The 14,200-nt window shown below is 42.7% G+C and carries 21 protein-coding genes and 1 pseudogene; 14 read left to right on the top strand and 8 right to left on the bottom strand.

Features of this window, described 5'->3' with window-relative positions; translation table 11 throughout:
• Positions 1-683: 683 nt before the first annotated feature.
• The 6 genes from AN963_RS27525 (at position 684) to AN963_RS27505 (ending at position 3,543) form a co-directional block, all read left to right on the top strand.
• Entirely contained in the window at positions 684-1,106 is a 423-nt protein-coding gene (locus AN963_RS27525; RefSeq protein ID WP_055747669.1) for a DoxX family protein, read from the top strand.
• Positions 1,107-1,187: 81 nt separating this feature from the next.
• Positions 1,188-1,517 (top strand): ArsR/SmtB family transcription factor, encoded by a 330-nt coding sequence (locus tag AN963_RS27520; RefSeq protein ID WP_055747668.1) that lies wholly within the window; start codon positions 1,188-1,190, stop codon positions 1,515-1,517.
• A complete protein-coding gene (locus AN963_RS27515) occupies positions 1,514-1,936 on the top strand; it encodes an SRPBCC family protein (protein WP_055747667.1) in 423 nt (140 codons plus the stop codon). The genes AN963_RS27520 and AN963_RS27515 overlap by 4 nt, the downstream gene beginning before the upstream one ends.
• Before the next feature lie 142 nt (positions 1,937-2,078).
• Positions 2,079-2,327, top strand: a complete 249-nt coding sequence (locus AN963_RS27510) for an integrase (RefSeq protein WP_236708109.1) — start codon at positions 2,079-2,081, stop codon at positions 2,325-2,327.
• 400 nt (positions 2,328-2,727) lie between these two features.
• Positions 2,728-2,883, top strand: a complete 156-nt coding sequence (locus AN963_RS32615) for a methyltransferase domain-containing protein (RefSeq protein WP_161827309.1) — start codon at positions 2,728-2,730, stop codon at positions 2,881-2,883.
• 66 nt (positions 2,884-2,949) lie between these two features.
• Positions 2,950-3,543 carry a YdeI/OmpD-associated family protein gene (locus AN963_RS27505; RefSeq protein WP_055747666.1) on the top strand — a complete coding sequence of 198 codons (594 nt, stop codon included), beginning with the start codon at positions 2,950-2,952 and terminating at the stop codon, positions 3,541-3,543.
• Between the two features lie 280 nt (positions 3,544-3,823).
• Here the strand turns inward: AN963_RS27505 and AN963_RS27500 are convergent, their stop codons facing one another.
• The 4 genes from AN963_RS27500 to AN963_RS27480 form a co-directional block, all read right to left on the bottom strand.
• On the bottom strand, positions 3,824-4,657 hold the full coding sequence (locus AN963_RS27500; protein ID WP_161827248.1) for an IS3 family transposase: 834 nt from the start codon (positions 4,655-4,657) through the stop codon (positions 3,824-3,826).
• On the bottom strand, positions 4,654-4,926 hold the full coding sequence (locus AN963_RS27495) for a helix-turn-helix domain-containing protein (RefSeq protein ID WP_269084401.1): 273 nt from the start codon (positions 4,924-4,926) through the stop codon (positions 4,654-4,656). The genes AN963_RS27500 and AN963_RS27495 overlap by 4 nt, the downstream gene beginning before the upstream one ends.
• Before the next feature lie 168 nt (positions 4,927-5,094).
• Positions 5,095-5,277, bottom strand: coding sequence for a hypothetical protein (locus tag AN963_RS27490; protein WP_055747665.1), 183 nt, complete (start codon positions 5,275-5,277; stop codon positions 5,095-5,097).
• A 351-nt stretch (positions 5,278-5,628) separates the two neighbouring features.
• Entirely contained in the window at positions 5,629-6,906 is a 1,278-nt protein-coding gene (locus tag AN963_RS27480; RefSeq protein WP_055747663.1) for an erythromycin esterase family protein, read from the bottom strand.
• Positions 6,907-7,111: 205 nt separating this feature from the next.
• Here AN963_RS27480 and AN963_RS27475 point away from each other — a divergent pair, with 205 nt between their 5' ends.
• Both AN963_RS27475 and AN963_RS27470 read left to right on the top strand, forming a co-directional pair.
• Complete coding sequence (locus AN963_RS27475; protein WP_055747662.1) at positions 7,112-7,552, top strand: hypothetical protein; 441 nt, start codon at positions 7,112-7,114, stop codon at positions 7,550-7,552.
• Positions 7,553-7,738: 186 nt separating this feature from the next.
• Entirely contained in the window at positions 7,739-8,182 is a 444-nt protein-coding gene (locus AN963_RS27470) for an NUDIX domain-containing protein (RefSeq protein WP_055747661.1), read from the top strand.
• Between the two features lie 188 nt (positions 8,183-8,370).
• On the opposite strand, the pseudogene AN963_RS32610 reads toward AN963_RS27470, so the two are convergent.
• From AN963_RS32610 to AN963_RS32185, 3 genes and pseudogenes are all read right to left on the bottom strand, one after another.
• Positions 8,371-8,653 (bottom strand): annotated as a pseudogene (locus AN963_RS32610) (recombinase family protein); the annotation flags it as partial.
• A gap of 200 nt (positions 8,654-8,853) precedes the next feature.
• On the bottom strand, positions 8,854-10,056 hold the full coding sequence (locus AN963_RS27465; RefSeq protein ID WP_055744536.1) for an IS110 family RNA-guided transposase: 1,203 nt from the start codon (positions 10,054-10,056) through the stop codon (positions 8,854-8,856).
• A gap of 133 nt (positions 10,057-10,189) precedes the next feature.
• Positions 10,190-10,351, bottom strand: a complete 162-nt coding sequence (locus tag AN963_RS32185; RefSeq protein ID WP_236708108.1) for a hypothetical protein — start codon at positions 10,349-10,351, stop codon at positions 10,190-10,192.
• Between the two features lie 104 nt (positions 10,352-10,455).
• On the opposite strand from AN963_RS32185, the gene AN963_RS27460 reads away from it, so the two are divergent.
• The 5 genes from AN963_RS27460 to AN963_RS27440 are packed head-to-tail and all read left to right on the top strand — an operon-like array spanning position 10,456 to position 13,017.
• Positions 10,456-10,761 (top strand): PadR family transcriptional regulator, encoded by a 306-nt coding sequence (locus AN963_RS27460; RefSeq protein WP_327980569.1) that lies wholly within the window; start codon positions 10,456-10,458, stop codon positions 10,759-10,761.
• A complete protein-coding gene (locus AN963_RS27455; protein ID WP_055747659.1) occupies positions 10,761-11,108 on the top strand; it encodes a DUF1048 domain-containing protein in 348 nt (115 codons plus the stop codon). Before AN963_RS27460 ends, AN963_RS27455 begins: the two co-directional genes overlap by 1 nt.
• A gap of 12 nt (positions 11,109-11,120) precedes the next feature.
• Complete coding sequence (locus tag AN963_RS27450) at positions 11,121-11,471, top strand: DUF1048 domain-containing protein (protein ID WP_055747658.1); 351 nt, start codon at positions 11,121-11,123, stop codon at positions 11,469-11,471.
• A 16-nt stretch (positions 11,472-11,487) separates the two neighbouring features.
• Positions 11,488-12,246: an ABC transporter ATP-binding protein gene (locus tag AN963_RS27445; RefSeq protein WP_055747657.1), complete on the top strand. Its 759-nt coding sequence runs from the start codon at positions 11,488-11,490 to the stop codon at positions 12,244-12,246.
• Positions 12,247-13,017 carry an ABC transporter permease gene (locus AN963_RS27440; RefSeq protein ID WP_055747656.1) on the top strand — a complete coding sequence of 257 codons (771 nt, stop codon included), beginning with the start codon at positions 12,247-12,249 and terminating at the stop codon, positions 13,015-13,017.
• Positions 13,018-13,252: 235 nt separating this feature from the next.
• On the opposite strand, the gene AN963_RS27435 is transcribed toward AN963_RS27440, so the two are convergent.
• Positions 13,253-13,612 carry a GNAT family N-acetyltransferase gene (locus tag AN963_RS27435; protein ID WP_055747655.1) on the bottom strand — a complete coding sequence of 120 codons (360 nt, stop codon included), beginning with the start codon at positions 13,610-13,612 and terminating at the stop codon, positions 13,253-13,255.
• 241 nt (positions 13,613-13,853) lie between these two features.
• Here AN963_RS27435 and AN963_RS27430 point away from each other — a divergent pair, with 241 nt between their 5' ends.
• The gene (locus AN963_RS27430; protein WP_055747654.1) at positions 13,854-14,186 is read left to right on the top strand and encodes a winged helix-turn-helix transcriptional regulator; all 333 of its coding nucleotides are present in this window, start codon (positions 13,854-13,856) and stop codon (positions 14,184-14,186) included.
• Positions 14,187-14,200: the final 14 nt, after the last annotated feature.

Raw genomic sequence — 14,200 nt, 5'->3', positions numbered from 1 at the left:
AACACCAAGCATACGTACACCAAGGTTCCTGCACCTAGCAAGAAATTGAACAGACATGCAGCAAATAAACCAAGTGCGAAAAGAGCGATAAAGTCTAGAGGAGTGCGATGAGCCGTAACCAAGAAAGGAGAATACAGAGCGATCGTCCATTCTGTTCATCACGACAGGTTATGTCAATTCCGAACAGAAAGGAATGAATTAGAGATTTGGAGCGGGATAAAAGTTCGCGATTAAATTGGCAAAAAGTCGAATGATCATGGGTTGTCTCGCTGACTTCAGTAAGACAATCCTCCTTTTTCGAAATGAAAAAGGACAAGCATAACTTGGACGATTAAAGCTTGTCCGAACAAAGCAATAGCGCTATTAAGTGGAATTTGGAAATGGGGTGCTTCCCCCCAAAACAGGCCTTAGCCTTATACAAGATGATAAGTTAATCGAAGAAAGAAAACCGAGTCACAATCGTAAAGCTTCGGCATTAACGCGCCGAGGCTTTTTAGCATGTAGTCAGGGGACAAATACACTGACTTAGGTTTTCATGTGGTACTAAAAGATGATGTTGACAGGACACTGAATGGTGTCGTATTATCAAAGCAACACCAAATGGTGTCCAATTAGGAGTTAGTCATTTGGAAAGTTTGGAACCTGAATAAGTTTCACTTGAAACAATTATGAGGGGGAAACAAATGAGTAAGATTATCGGTGCGGATACAACCGCGAGAGTAGAAACCCAGCCCCGAGGAAAAATAATTGCCTATTGGTCAGTCACATTACTACTCACAGCAGCTGTTATGTTAAGTGGTATCGGGCAACTGATGCAATATGGGGGAAACCTCGAGTTAGTGACGAATCTTGGTTACCCATTATACGTCTTGACCATTCTCGGGATTTGGAAAGTGCTTGGAGCCATCGCTCTCGTCGTGCCAGGTTTTCCGCGGCTTAAAGAATGGGTTCACGCTGGTATCTTCTTTTTAATGACTGGTGCGGCTTTATCTCATGCGTTTGCTAACGATTATGGTGATTACGGGTTTCATATTATCCTTCCGCTTTCATATGCTGCACTAAATATCGCCTCGTGGGCGCTACGTCCGAAGAGCCGTATACTTTAAGGAGGTGGTGAAATTAACGGCTGTCCCTTCGTACCACGTAAAGATTCCTACTACAGAAAATAATATTTTGGAGGGGGTGCCATGAGCGAGAACAACCAGTTGCGGGATGTGTTTGACGCGATTGCAGATCCAACTAGGCGCCGACTGATTCATCTGTTAGCAGAGGCAGAGGAGATACCGCTTCATGAGTTAACGGCACATTTTCAAATGGGCCGTACAGCGGTTTCCAAGCATTTGACAATCCTTAAAGAGGCCGGACTGGTGCTTGACCGAAAAGTCGGTAGAGAAACGCGGTTTAGGCTAAACGCCTCTCCGCTCAGAGAAATTCAAGATTGGGTGGCTTTCTACAGCAAGTTCTGGAGTGCGAATATGCTGCGCTTGAACCAACTATTAGAGGAGGAAGAAGAATGAGTTTAACATTATCCTTGGATTTTCAGTACACGACACCGATCGAGAAGCTTTGGTCCGCCTTAACCGATTCAAGCAAGCTTGCCAAGTGGGTAGCCAACATCCACACGGGTCAGCCGATGGATAATGATTTTAAGCCCGTCGTAGGACACCGTTTTCAGTTCCGCACGCAGCCAACCGAATGGTGGAATGGGATTATTGACGGCGAAGTGCTCATCGTGGACGCACCAAACCGTTTGTCCTATACTTGGGCCAGCGGAGGGGAGAAGCACACGGTAACTTGGACGCTGCAGGATTTAGGGGACGGAAAGGTTAACCTTCATCTCGATCAAACCGGATTCTCAAATGCTCAAGGATTCGAAGGCGCTAAGTATGGCTGGGGTAAATGGTGCGCCGAGCTTGAAAAGGTGTTGGAACAATAACCGCATTCGGTACAAAAAACGCATTCGGTACAAAAACATCTCCTTTCCCAATGCTAAATTATTGGAGAACTTTATTTTAGACAAATTGAAAACCTTCCATTTGAAGCAAACTAGAATGAATGCTCTAATGGGAGGTTTTGTCATGATTTTAAGTAAGTTGTGGCGACTGTATGAAGCTGATAAACGAATCCTAAGGTTTAGTCCGAATACATTAAAAGAATATGCTCTACAACACAAGATGCTAGCGACGGAACTTGGCGACCTGGTTATTTCAGAGGTTACTTTCACTTTGCTGAAGGAATACTTAGCGAATCAATCTGAGCAAGTTGAAGCCGAGCAGCTTAGGACACCGTATTCGTTTTGTTCGTTCCCTCTTCCGCTTTGCCTATGAAGAAACATATTTAACCTCAAATTCCTCTGAAATGACACGAACCTAAAATGGATAAGCGCATTCCTCACTCGCTAAGGGAAAGGGCTCTTCTTGAGTCTCGAAATAATGAGTGATGGCAGTTTGTCCTTAAGAACGGCATTTACTCAACTAAAGGGAAGGATAGTAATGGAGGGTTGTTGAAATTCACTACTTAGTGACTCATCGTCGTAATGAGAGGAGTGAATCATTTTTGGCTGAGTGGAAAGAGTTAACGGACGAATCGCCAACCAGATGGGATGAAATTGCGGAATATTAGGATAATTACATAGGTGACAAAAGCAACCAATTCCACCGAGAACTAATAAGGCCATAAATCGAAAAATTACTAAATCCTGTTAAAGGCCAAACGATATTAGGGATCGTGTGCGGAAACAAAAACTTTCGAGAAGGTTGGGCAGAATTAGGCAAACATGTTATTGCATTTGATTATAGTCCTAAAATGATAGAACTGTCCAAGTTAAGATCAAAAGATTATTTGGATCGGATTGATTTCAAAGTTATTGATGCAACAAAATAAAGACTTAATAGGACTAGACATTCTTGACTGTCAGCTGATCGAAAAATGGAAGAGGAGTGTTCCTTGATGACAAATAGTAGAATGAATCCTAAGGTTGATGAATTTTTAAGTAAATCCAAAAAGTGGAAGGTAGAATATGAGAAGTTGAGAAATATTGTTCTTGACTGTGAGCTGACCGAAGAATTTAAGTGGATGCATCCTTGTTACACGTTTGAGAAAAAAAACATAGTTTTAATACATGGATTTAAAGAATATTGTGCGCTTCTGTTTCACAAAGGTGCCTTGTTACAGGATGCCCATGGGATTCTAATCCAACAGACGGAGAATGTACAAGCGGCGCGCCAGATTCGGTTCACCAATGTTCAAGAAATAGTTGAAATGGAAACCATCCTTAAAGCCTATATTTATGAAGCCATTGAAGTTGAAAAAGCTGGTTTGGAAGTGAATTTTAAGAAGACGACAGAATTCATAATTCCTGAAGAATTTCAAAATAAATTCGATGAAATCCCTGCCTTAAAAACTGCTTTTGAAGCATTGACGCCGGGACGGCAAAGAGCATACATTCATTATTTTTCTGAACCCAAACAATCCAAAACTCGAGAGTCAAGGGTTGAAAAATGTATGCAGCAGATTCTCAATGGCAAGGGATTAAATGATTAGTATATTCGATGAGAAAATAAAATAATCAAACTTTAAGATATTACCTCACTTTGCGTTCATTCGAACTCCTTTTTGGATCGCAGGTAACACTCAATCAAATAATTAAAAATGGAAAAAACAAAAAAGTGATCCGTAGAGTATAAGCAAACAACCATGTAGCAGGCTTACGCAACGGTTCGATAGCTGAATAAAGACCAATTGCTTGATCGAGTAATCTCTGCAAGAAAAAAAACCGGACACGTGTGGTCAAGACCCCATTTAGTGGACACTAAAAAAAGAGCTAAGCAGCAAGCTGGCGCCGGTACTCAATCGGCGTCAGCTTGTTTAATTTTCTTTGTGGCCTCGTAGAGTTGTAAAAATGGATATATTCCTCAATTCTCCTTTGTGCCTCGTCTACTGTTCGGATATCATAAGGGTAGAGCGCTTCCGTTTTGAGATGCGAGAAGAAGCTCTCCATAGAGGCATTGTCGTAACAATTGCCTCGGCGTGACATGCTGATTTGGGCTCCAACCTTTGGCAGCATGTCGTGATACGCATAGGACGTGTACTGGAATCCCTGATCGCTGTGAACGATCAGTCCAGACATGTCCTCTTTATTTTGAAAGGCTTTCTTGAAAGTCTGCAAAACAAGATCATTGTCATTGCGCTGCGCTAGATGGTAGGCCACGATTTCGTTATTAAACAAATCCTTGACGGCAGACAGGTACAACCATGTATCTCCGATACGATATTGGGTTACGTCAGTAACCCACTTTTGATTCGGTAAGTTGGCATGAAATTTCCGTTGCAATAAGTTTTCAACTACACGTGTCCCTATAGAAGAAGCATAGTTGCATCGATGTTTACGGCGTACTCGGGAGCGTAGTCCCATCTCTTGCATGAGGCGTAGGACCTTTTTGTGGTTAACCCATATCTTGTAGTCTTGAAGTAGAAAGAGCTGCGTTTGACGATATCCGTATTTCCCATCATATTTGCTATAGATCTTTTGAATGAACTCCTTAATTACAAGGTCTTTGTCTTGTGAACTCCGCTTTCTGTAAGCATAGAATCCACTTCTAGAGACCCCGAATAGCTTACATAACTCTGTTACATGGTACCACTCAGTCAATTTCACGATGGCATTGTACTTCTCTTGGACACCTCCCGCATCCAAATTTGTAAACACTTTTTTAGCATCGAATTCTCCCTCTCTAATTTTTGGACATATCGATTTTGATCCATGTATTCGTCACGTCGACCTCTCTGATCCAATAAGCCGAATTCACCCAACTGCTTGAACTTCTTTGTCCATGTAGTGACTCGGCCTCTGTCTGGGATCCCTAGATGTTCCATTATCTTTCGATTAGACCATCCTTCCTCCATGTACAAGCGAATTGCTTCCATCTTGATTTCATGACTATAATTCGTAAACTTTTGCCCCATTTTTGCCATAACGAAAAACACCCCCTATAGGAATCATCGGTTTAAAACACTCGTGTTTTTTCCAATGTCCACTATAAGGGGTGCACTTCAGTGAGTAGCCGGTTTTTTCTTGATTGGAAACGCCTGGGTCTATTTTTTCGCGCTCTCGTCGGTTTTCTTCTGGAAGGAGCCTAGCACAGCCATGGCGAACAACACGACCGAACCCAAAAACAACACAGCCGCGCCTCCAGCGAGTCCGTAGGATCCATCTTTTATCGCCAGATAGGTGCCCGATCCCATCAAGATCGAAGCGAAGAGAAAAAAGAGGACCAAGCCTGAATTCTCCAAGAAGCCAAGAAGCTTTTTAAACCGTTTTTTCTCATCCGGAACCCACATTAGCAGGAGAAGTGAAGCGGAAAAAAGAAACAGGACGATCCCCCGAGTAGCATGTGTCCATCAAGGCGGTACGAGACCGCATGACGAAGCAGATAAAAACCGGCGTAAAGCAAAAGGCCAAGCAGAAGTGTTCCGAACAATTTTACAAGAAAGAAGATGGACCGGCTCATCGAAAGTGTCTACTTTCCCAAAAGTGGTGTAGGTGGGCAACGATCCTGTTTACTTTAAAACGGCGGTTTCTGGCGTGGATGGCGGTCCATCAGCCCATAAGCCTGACAATTGGCACCGTTAATCCGTTATCATGACCGAAGGAGTAGCTGTCCGCACGAAAATGATTGCATCAAAAGCTTTTGCTGGAATCATCTGCAGCGTATACATCTTTTCCATTTTCCCATACAACCCACTAAAGACTGCCCCTATTGCACTAATGGGTTGAGCTCTATTCAGATATGCGGTGAAATTTTCATCATGACTTACCTTTGCAAAGTCCAGGAATCCATCCTTCATGTTTGCATGTGCAAACAGTAAAGCTAGCCGATCGTTCCCACTATTTTTTACATAAAACTCTTTTCGCTCATTGGTAGTGGCATCATTGGCAATAAAGGAGCTTTCGTAGAATTCACTTCCTATTGAATAATATTGATCCCCTAAGGTTTTTGCGAGATACGCTCCCATGCAGATCGTTATTCCCATGGAAGTGGAGGTTTTTTCAATGTGTCCATTATGTCCTGCTATGAATATGTTTTCGCGACTGTAATATTTCTTTTCAAATGATAGAATCCATAGCACTTTTTCCGCCATAAAGCGATCACGGGTATTGTTATAATTCGCGTTTGTTCCGCGCAGTGTAGCATTTTGCTTGATAGCCTCGGCAAAGGCTAGAGCCAACTCATAATCTTTCTCAGAGCTTTTTGCAATATAAACGGATTTGTTTTCTTTCATCCGTTCTATCAAGTTGATAATATGGGAGAGCCCCTCCTGTACGTGGGCCTGCTTTTGATCATACACGGTTTTATCATTCAGATTCGCAAGTGAAATTCCATACTTGGAAGCAAGTGCCGGATCAATCTTTTTTAAATAGGAGAATAGCCCGTTTTTGTTATGGTCATAGCGTTGCATGTCAAATCCATAAAAATGAATTTTATCTTTTGCTTCCTGCTGCTCATTATAGGAGCGCATCCAGGATAGAAGGGCAGCCATTTCTTCCGTATTGTAAATGGTAAATCCGATAGCTTTTGCTGCATCTTGGGCGGTTCCGCTGCCCCCTAAAATGTATTCATTGACCTTTTGTCCTCCGCCGAAATCGCCTTCTATGGCAAATACTCGATATCCTTGTTCTTCCACCAGATACTTAAAAATATCTGACTTTAGCGTAGTAAATTGCTTGTTACCATGTGTAGCTTCTCCAAACCCGATGATGGTTTTCGAAGGAAGCTCCATTTCTGAAACAGGAACAAGATTAGATTTTACTGACTGTTGCAGAGTGTTGGTTGATTCAGAATCGAAACCTGTCAATACACTAATCATGATGAACAAGCTTATTGCGATCAGGAGATTTTTCTTCATATCGTTCTCTCTTTCATGAGTTGATCATTCGTTTTTTAATTGATAAAAACGTACGAAACTCAGCTTGTGGTTTTTCTTACCATTTATGATAGTATACTCCTTTCTTATGCTGTTTACCTATATTGAATTTATTTGATCGAAGCCCCGCCTTAAGTTACGGGAAGGATAGCTTAATAACAATGGCGTATGTTTAGAAGAGAATTGGATGAATGAAATTGTCTGGAAATCTGATAGGAGTATATCGGTGGGCAAATTAATAATCGAACCAGGGCAAGGAATTGGAACTATAAAGCTTGGCACGTCCATAGCCGAAGTGAATGAGTGTATCGAAGAGTATGACGCGAAATACAAAAAGGATTATCATCAAACTGATCGGTTTGGAAACTATTTCACGCATATGTTTATGGTAGAATATGACTCCAATGAAAAGGTTAACTTTATCGATGTATTTAACACGAAAGCAGAACAACTTGTTGCCGTGATTGACACGATATCAAAGTATGATCGGGATGATAGAGAACTAGGTTGGACCTATCATTTCCGAGACATAGGTTTATCACTTTGGAGACCAAATATTCTAAATGAGGAAGATCTGGAGAAAGAAATCGGGGAAAATCCGGACATGAGGTCTTACAGGCAAGGTTAGTCGCATTAAATGATGTGAGCATGAAAACGCAAATAATGCAGTAGCGGCTGATATATAGAGGACAAGGAGCTTTGAACTAACGGGGTTCAATAGCGGAACAAAAACAATAAGAGGTTGCCGGAAGTAATACCGTAGCCAATACTTAACTAAAGGACCGGTAGCTTAGATTCGGGGTGAGGAGACCATATGATTAGAAGTGCTGCTAGAGCGCTATTGATCCAAGATGATCATTTTCTTGCTGTGAAATACAAGGAGAAGGACAGAGTATATTACGCGTTACCAGGTGGTGGTCAGGAAGAAGGAGAGTCACTCCATATAAACCTTCAACGTGAATGTCAGGAGGAATTAGGGATCCATGTCAAGATTGGTGAACTACTTTTTGTACGTGAGTGGATCGACGAAGAACTGTGTATTCACCAAATCGAATTCATTTTTGAGTGTACTCCCCACAGGAAAATCATAGACATCAAGAGTGAAATTCCAGATCCAAACCAGATCGGAATTGAGTGGTTACCTATTTCTGATGTGATGAATTATCATATCTATCCTTTACAGATGCGTGAACAATTGCTCGCGAAGTTTGGAGGACACTCAAATATAGTTTCTGTATATCTAGGAGAAGGAAATTGAACTACTGCATTAACAGGATCGTTAGTTGATAACAGGCATACACTTTGAAAATGTTAGAGATGCCATGGGCGTCTTTTTTATACTGGTGATAATCGTTTCAAGTCACAGAATGTTACTTCTGGCGTGTTTCTATTGATGCAACACAAATAAAGAAGCCGGTTACCCATAGGGGTTAACCGGCTTCTTGACTATAATTTCTTATCCAGGTTCTTGTTCACATATTCCTTTACCCGTCTGTAAAAGGTGTTTGGCCTTTTAGAAAGACGTTGCATTCTTTCCGTTGCAGTTATTGCTCCCGATTTCCATTCAGCATATACCTGTATGAAATCAGCGTTGATCTCTTGTTTTCGCCTTCCGAACCTTACAATGTTATTTTTTGCTACCGCAATTCCTTCAACCTGACGTTGTCTATTTTTTTTTGCGTTCTTGCTCAGCTACGTAAGAAAGAAGGCTTAAGAGTTGATCCTCCATTTGTTCAAAGAAAATAATGTCTTAGACTGAGAAAATATAGTATTAGACTGACGATGGGGCATTACGCTAAACCAGCTAATAGGATGTCAACATTTTTCATTAAACGTGTTTATGTTTAATTGTTATACTGAAATTGAGCATGGCAAATAACCATCCGTCGCAATGATGGAAGGATTTATCTCTATTGTTGCTTATTGGTATTAAGCAAGATCAAGGAAAGTTTCTTTACGCTTTAAGAGGGTAAAAATCCAGTGGATCAGTTTGTTCGCACAAGCAACGACCGTGACTTTAAATGGCTTTCCTTCATCGCGTTTTCTGTCATAAAACTCTTTTAGTTTCTTATTGCGTGAACTCCTGATACCGCATAGGACAGCCATATATAAGGCATGTCGCAGCCTGCTGGAACCTCTTTTCGTGATTCGATTAATTGTTGCAGTGAACTTGCCAGAAGAATGCACGCTGGGATCGATTCCGGCAAAGGCAACAAGTTTTTTAGGGTGATTAAACCGCTCTATCTCACCAATTTCAGAGATAATCGTTGCCGCGATTTTTTCTCCGATACCAGGGATAGATTGGATAATCTTATATTCTTCAATTTCTGATGCGAGAGCATCAATTCGGTGCTCTAAATTGGACAGATGCTCTTGATATTGAAGAATGATACGAATATACATCTCAAGACTAATCAAATGACTTTCGTACACAACTTTTTGAAATGGATTGCGGCTTGCTGCATCCATTATTTTTTTCGCCTTTTCTTTGGCCCAAGCGTTGGAACGACTGATACATATAGCTGCGATTCGTTCCGTCAATTCAGATTCCCTAGCTTTTAAGACCTCTTCCGAGGTAGGGAACTCTAGTAAAATGTGCAAGGATACCTTTGAAAACAAGTCCCCAAATACACTTCTGAACTCAGGGAATACTTGGTCTAAAATGGCATGGAACTGTAATTTTGCTTGCGTGCAAAGATCGGTTAGAGATTCGTGCTGTCTTGTAAGATTACGGAGGTTTAACAGCTGTAACCCTCTCTTCTTATGAGGTTGTAGTTCCTCCTTGTAATACAGCTCACATAAATGATAAGCATCGATTGCATCAGTTTTGACCTTGCGTAAGCTTGATTTTTTCGCTTGATAAGAGATGAGTGGGTTTATCACAATATATAAGTAGTTTTGTTCTTCTAGAAACTGAGTAATTGGAGTCTGATAATGTCCAGTTGACTCCAAAACAACCGGAGGTTGTTTACTAGTTATACTTTCTACATTCTTGAGAAAGTGAAGAAAAGTATCTAGTCCCTCGCGAGTATGCGAAATGCTAAAGCTTTTTCCGTATGGCTGACCCTTGTCTAAAAATGCTTGAACTTGACTTTCCCCTTTAGATACATCCAGACCAACGACTGGATTCATTGTATCGCTCCTTTTCCAAGATAATTTGCCGGTAACCCCTAGTCCTGCTTGTAGTATCATAGCTTCGCTTGTTATACGAGATCTAAGTCCCAACCAGCCTCAAACATGTTTCTACAAGTAGGGGGTGAACAGTTTAGCGGACGGGGTCAATGCCCCACGGGCAGGGACGTTCTACCCCGGCTACCGTAATCGTAGAACTATATAAAAAATGGTCAACCAGTAAAAACTGGCTGACCTCATAATACGAACGGGCAGGATAGTGAAAATGTAAAATCCGTGCCAGAGCAAACGCCATTGACAAACCAGCTACTGCGTGTTACTTTATAGCGGTAGTAAGTAATACTGCATACCTGTCATACAGAATAGCTTGGGGTGATTGTGCTGGAAAACCTAACGGAAATGCTCAAAGGCGTGCTTGAGGGCTGTGTCCTTGAAATTATAAGCCGCAAAGAAACCTACGGCTACGAAATCACTCGGCAGCTGAACGCCCTAGGCTTTACAGATGTTGTTGAGGGGACGGTATACACCATCCTGATCCGGCTTGAAAAAAACAAGTTGGTGGAGATCACCAAGAAACCCTCCGACATGGGACCGCCGCGAAAATTTTTCGCAATCAACGACGCAGGGCGTGAGGAGCTGCGAAGGTTCTGGGAAAAATGGGAGTTCGTATCATCAAAAATTAACGAGTTAAAGGAGAAAGAATAATGAATTTCTGGGAAAAAATCACCGGCAGCGACATGACTAAAGAATTTAAGATTTTTGATTCGCGAGTCAAAAAGCTGCCGGCTGATTATCAATCGGCATGGGAAAAAATTAATGTAAATCTTTGGCCGCACGCAGATTTCACCGGTCGCAACCTCATGTCAATTCTTGACGGTGTGCTTGGCCTGCTGGAAGAATCGGCTGCAGACGGTCAGAGTGTCCAAGAGGTTTTGGGTGACGATATCAAAGGGTTCTGTTCAGCCCTGGCCGGCGAAGAAGGGGCTAAGTCTGTTCGCGACAAGTGGCGCGAACAACTCAACAATAATATCGCTAAAAAATTAGGTAAATAGGAGGAGGATACAATGAAAATACGAGATATCATCGAAGGCAAAAAAGAGTGGCGAGCGCACGTAGCGCGTGTCAAAGCGCTCCCTCAGGATTATCAGATTGTTTATAAAGAGATTCAAAAATATCTTTTTAAGGTCGGCCCTGTTGATCTAACCGACGGCACGGGTTTGCTCTCGGGGATTGTCGATCTTTTTGAAGAGGGCGCGGCCTTGGGGAAAGGCGTGCTCGATGTGACGGGCAGTGACGTAGCGGCTTTTTGCGACGAACTAATCAAAGATTCAAAAACTTATGCTGACATCTATCAAGAATCTGTTAACCAAGAAGTTAACAAGGCAATGAAAAAGGTTACGGATAAAAAAAAGTAAAAGGGGGGATATCGGGATGGAAAAAGCAATTCAAGTGAAAGGGCTGCAAAAGTCTTTCAAGGACATAGAAGTCCTAAAGGGCGTCGATTTTGAAGTGAAGCGAGGTGAGATTTTCGCCCTGCTTGGCTCCAACGGCGCGGGCAAGACGACGATTGTCAGAATCCTCACCACGCTCCTCAAGCATGACGGAGGCACCGCCACCGTAAACGGATTTGACGTCGCGTCAAGACCCGAGAATGTGCGGCATGCGATCAGTCTGACCGGGCAATTTGCCGCCGTGGACGAGATATTGACCGGGCGGGAAAATCTGATCATGATCGCCAAACTGCGACACCTTAAAAATCCGCGTCATGTCGCGGATGATTTACTGAATCGCTTCGGCTTGAACGACGCCTCCGACCGCAAGGTGTCCACCTATTCGGGCGGTATGCGCCGCAGGCTCGACATTGCCATGAGCCTGATCGGAAAACCGCCGCTTATTTTCCTCGATGAGCCGACCACCGGGCTTGACCCCGAGGCACGCATTGAAGCCTGGAAGATTGTTAAAGAGCTTGCCAACGGTGGAACGACGGTTTTCCTGACCACTCAGTATTTGGATGAGGCTGAACAACTAGCCGATCGAATTGCCATTTTGCATGAAGGCAGGATAATTGCCAATGGCACGCTTCAGGAACTGAAAAAGCTGTTCCCGCCCGCAAAGGTGGAGTATGTGGAAAAACAACCTTCATTGGAAGAGATTTTCCTCGCAATTATCGGTAAAAAGGAGGCAATGTAAATGGAGACGGTAAAGAGTCACTTTTTTAGCGACATAAGCGTGATGCTTGGACGTTCCATACGTCATATTTTCCGAAGCATGGACACCATCGTCACGGTCTGCATCACTCCGATTGCGATGATGCTGCTTTTTGTCTATGTGTTTGGTGGCGCAATCCAAACCGGTACGGATAACTATGTGAACTACCTGTTGCCCGGCATCTTGCTGATTGCGATTGCAAGCGGTATATCCTATACGGCATACCGCCTGTTTATGGATAAGCAGCGGGGCATCATTGAGCGGTTCCACTCCATGCCGATTGCGCGTTCCGCCGTGCTGTGGGGGCACGTGCTGACCTCGCTGGTATCCAACGTCATTTCTCTTGTCGTCATCATTATCGTAGCGCTCATTATGGGCTTTCGCTCGTCGGCAGGGGTCCTGCCATGGCTCGCCGTAACCGGTATACTCGTGCTGTTTACACTGGCTTTGACTTGGATCGCGGTGATTGCCGGATTGTCCGGAAAATCGGTGGAAGGTGCAAGCGCATTTTCCTATCCGCTTATCTTCCTGCCGTTTATCAGCTCGGCCTTTGTGCCGACCGATTCGATGCCGAAGGTAGTTCGCGCTTTTGCCGATAACCAGCCGGTGACTTCAATCGTGGAAGCAATCCGTGCGCTTCTGTCAGGTCAGCCTGTGGGCAATAATATATGGATCGCACTTGCGTGGTGCGTCGGAATTATGCTCGTAGCTTATATATTTGCAATGCGCGCGTACAAACGGAAAGCAACTTAATGTTTGCAGGTATTAAGTCGCAGCGAAGTGATGTTCTATTACTCCTTTATGTCAAAGTAATAGGGAATAAAGAGAACCAGGGAGCAGACTGCCAAGGGTGGCCTGTTCCCTTTTTTTGAAGTAGGCGTCAAATCGTGAATGCCGTTACGCTAACGGCTTCGATAGCTCAACTATTCAAACATAAAGGCAGCCGTTAACAACAGGCTGCCTTTTCTACGCTAATGGGTAGTTTAGTTTAATAAGGAATTAGAGGTTTTGACATATATACACGTCTATAACCATCTTCTGTTCGGCGACCCAATTCAAAAAATCCGAGTTTGGGATAATACGCGAGGTTTTCAGTCATAAACTCGTTTGTGTATAGGCGAACTTCCTGAAATAATGCCTCTTTAGCAAAGGACATAGCAAACTCAATTAATTTGCGTCCGATTCCCTGTCCTTGGAAAGTGGGGTGGACTGCCACATTTTCGATCAACAAGTAATTATCCTTCGGAATTAGCACAATCAGACCTACAATCAGACCTTTTAATTCATCCCTGTCTGTGACTATAAATACAAAATTATTTGAGATAAGTTCTTTATAATCTGCAAGCATAGGGGCAGGTCTTCTCCCCATTATATCAATGTACAGGTTGTAAGCTGCATTCACACACTCAACAATAGCTGTTCCGGAAAAATAAAGTATAAAGACATCCAGTCTAACACTTTATTTTCTGCTGACATCTGTTTCGAATTAACTTTATTTGGTTGACCGGATTGCAAACATCCTGTAAATTTTTGTTAAGTGTATACTTTAAGGTAATGAACTTACTTAAAGGTAAGGGGATGATTTATCAATGATTCATCAGCTTGAATGTCCAGTGGAGACAATCATTCATGTTCTAGGTGGCAAATGGAAACCAATGATTTTATGGCATTTGATACAATCCAATAAGCGATTCAACGATCTGGAAAAGCTTATACCTGATGTTTCTCAAAAAATGCTTTCACAACATCTACGGGACTTGGAACGAGAGGGCATTATCGATAGAACGGTCTACCCCACCGTCCCTCCAAAAGTAGAATATTCCCTTAGTGAATATGGCAAAACATTGATTCCTGTAGCAGAAGTCATGTGTGCTTGGGGAGAAAACCATAATAAGCGGAAATATGAAGAACCTGCTTCTTAAAGATGGTTCAATTA

Origin of the sequence: Brevibacillus choshinensis, from assembly GCF_001420695.1 — a bacterium.
Lineage (GTDB): Bacteria > Bacillota > Bacilli > Brevibacillales > Brevibacillaceae > Brevibacillus > Brevibacillus choshinensis.
This window is presented reverse-complemented; position numbering and strand designations above follow the sequence as displayed.

Bases quoted from the DNA above. Each gene is read 5' to 3' on its own strand.
- AN963_RS27525 (WP_055747669.1), top strand. From the start codon at position 684: ATGAGTAAGATTATCGGTGCGGATACAACCGCGAGAGTAGAAACCCAG.
- AN963_RS27520 (WP_055747668.1), top strand. From the start codon at position 1,188: ATGAGCGAGAACAACCAGTTGCGGGATGTGTTTGACGCGATTGCAGAT.
- AN963_RS27515 (WP_055747667.1), top strand. From the start codon at position 1,514: ATGAGTTTAACATTATCCTTGGATTTTCAGTACACGACACCGATCGAG.
- AN963_RS27510 (WP_236708109.1), top strand. From the start codon at position 2,079: ATGATTTTAAGTAAGTTGTGGCGACTGTATGAAGCTGATAAACGAATC.
- AN963_RS27505 (WP_055747666.1), top strand. From the start codon at position 2,950: ATGACAAATAGTAGAATGAATCCTAAGGTTGATGAATTTTTAAGTAAA.
- AN963_RS27495 (WP_269084401.1), bottom strand. From the start codon at position 4,926: ATGGAAGCAATTCGCTTGTACATGGAGGAAGGATGGTCTAATCGAAAG.
- AN963_RS27480 (WP_055747663.1), bottom strand. From the start codon at position 6,906: ATGAAGAAAAATCTCCTGATCGCAATAAGCTTGTTCATCATGATTAGT.
- AN963_RS27475 (WP_055747662.1), top strand. From the start codon at position 7,112: ATGAATGAAATTGTCTGGAAATCTGATAGGAGTATATCGGTGGGCAAA.
- AN963_RS27470 (WP_055747661.1), top strand. From the start codon at position 7,739: ATGATTAGAAGTGCTGCTAGAGCGCTATTGATCCAAGATGATCATTTT.
- AN963_RS27465 (WP_055744536.1), bottom strand. From the start codon at position 10,056: ATGAATCCAGTCGTTGGTCTGGATGTATCTAAAGGGGAAAGTCAAGTT.
- AN963_RS32185 (WP_236708108.1), bottom strand. From the start codon at position 10,351: ATGGCGTTTGCTCTGGCACGGATTTTACATTTTCACTATCCTGCCCGT.
- AN963_RS27460 (WP_327980569.1), top strand. From the start codon at position 10,456: ATGCTCAAAGGCGTGCTTGAGGGCTGTGTCCTTGAAATTATAAGCCGC.
- AN963_RS27455 (WP_055747659.1), top strand. From the start codon at position 10,761: ATGAATTTCTGGGAAAAAATCACCGGCAGCGACATGACTAAAGAATTT.
- AN963_RS27450 (WP_055747658.1), top strand. From the start codon at position 11,121: ATGAAAATACGAGATATCATCGAAGGCAAAAAAGAGTGGCGAGCGCAC.
- AN963_RS27445 (WP_055747657.1), top strand. From the start codon at position 11,488: ATGGAAAAAGCAATTCAAGTGAAAGGGCTGCAAAAGTCTTTCAAGGAC.
- AN963_RS27440 (WP_055747656.1), top strand. From the start codon at position 12,247: ATGGAGACGGTAAAGAGTCACTTTTTTAGCGACATAAGCGTGATGCTT.
- AN963_RS27435 (WP_055747655.1), bottom strand. From the start codon at position 13,612: ATGCTTGCAGATTATAAAGAACTTATCTCAAATAATTTTGTATTTATA.
- AN963_RS27430 (WP_055747654.1), top strand. From the start codon at position 13,854: ATGATTCATCAGCTTGAATGTCCAGTGGAGACAATCATTCATGTTCTA.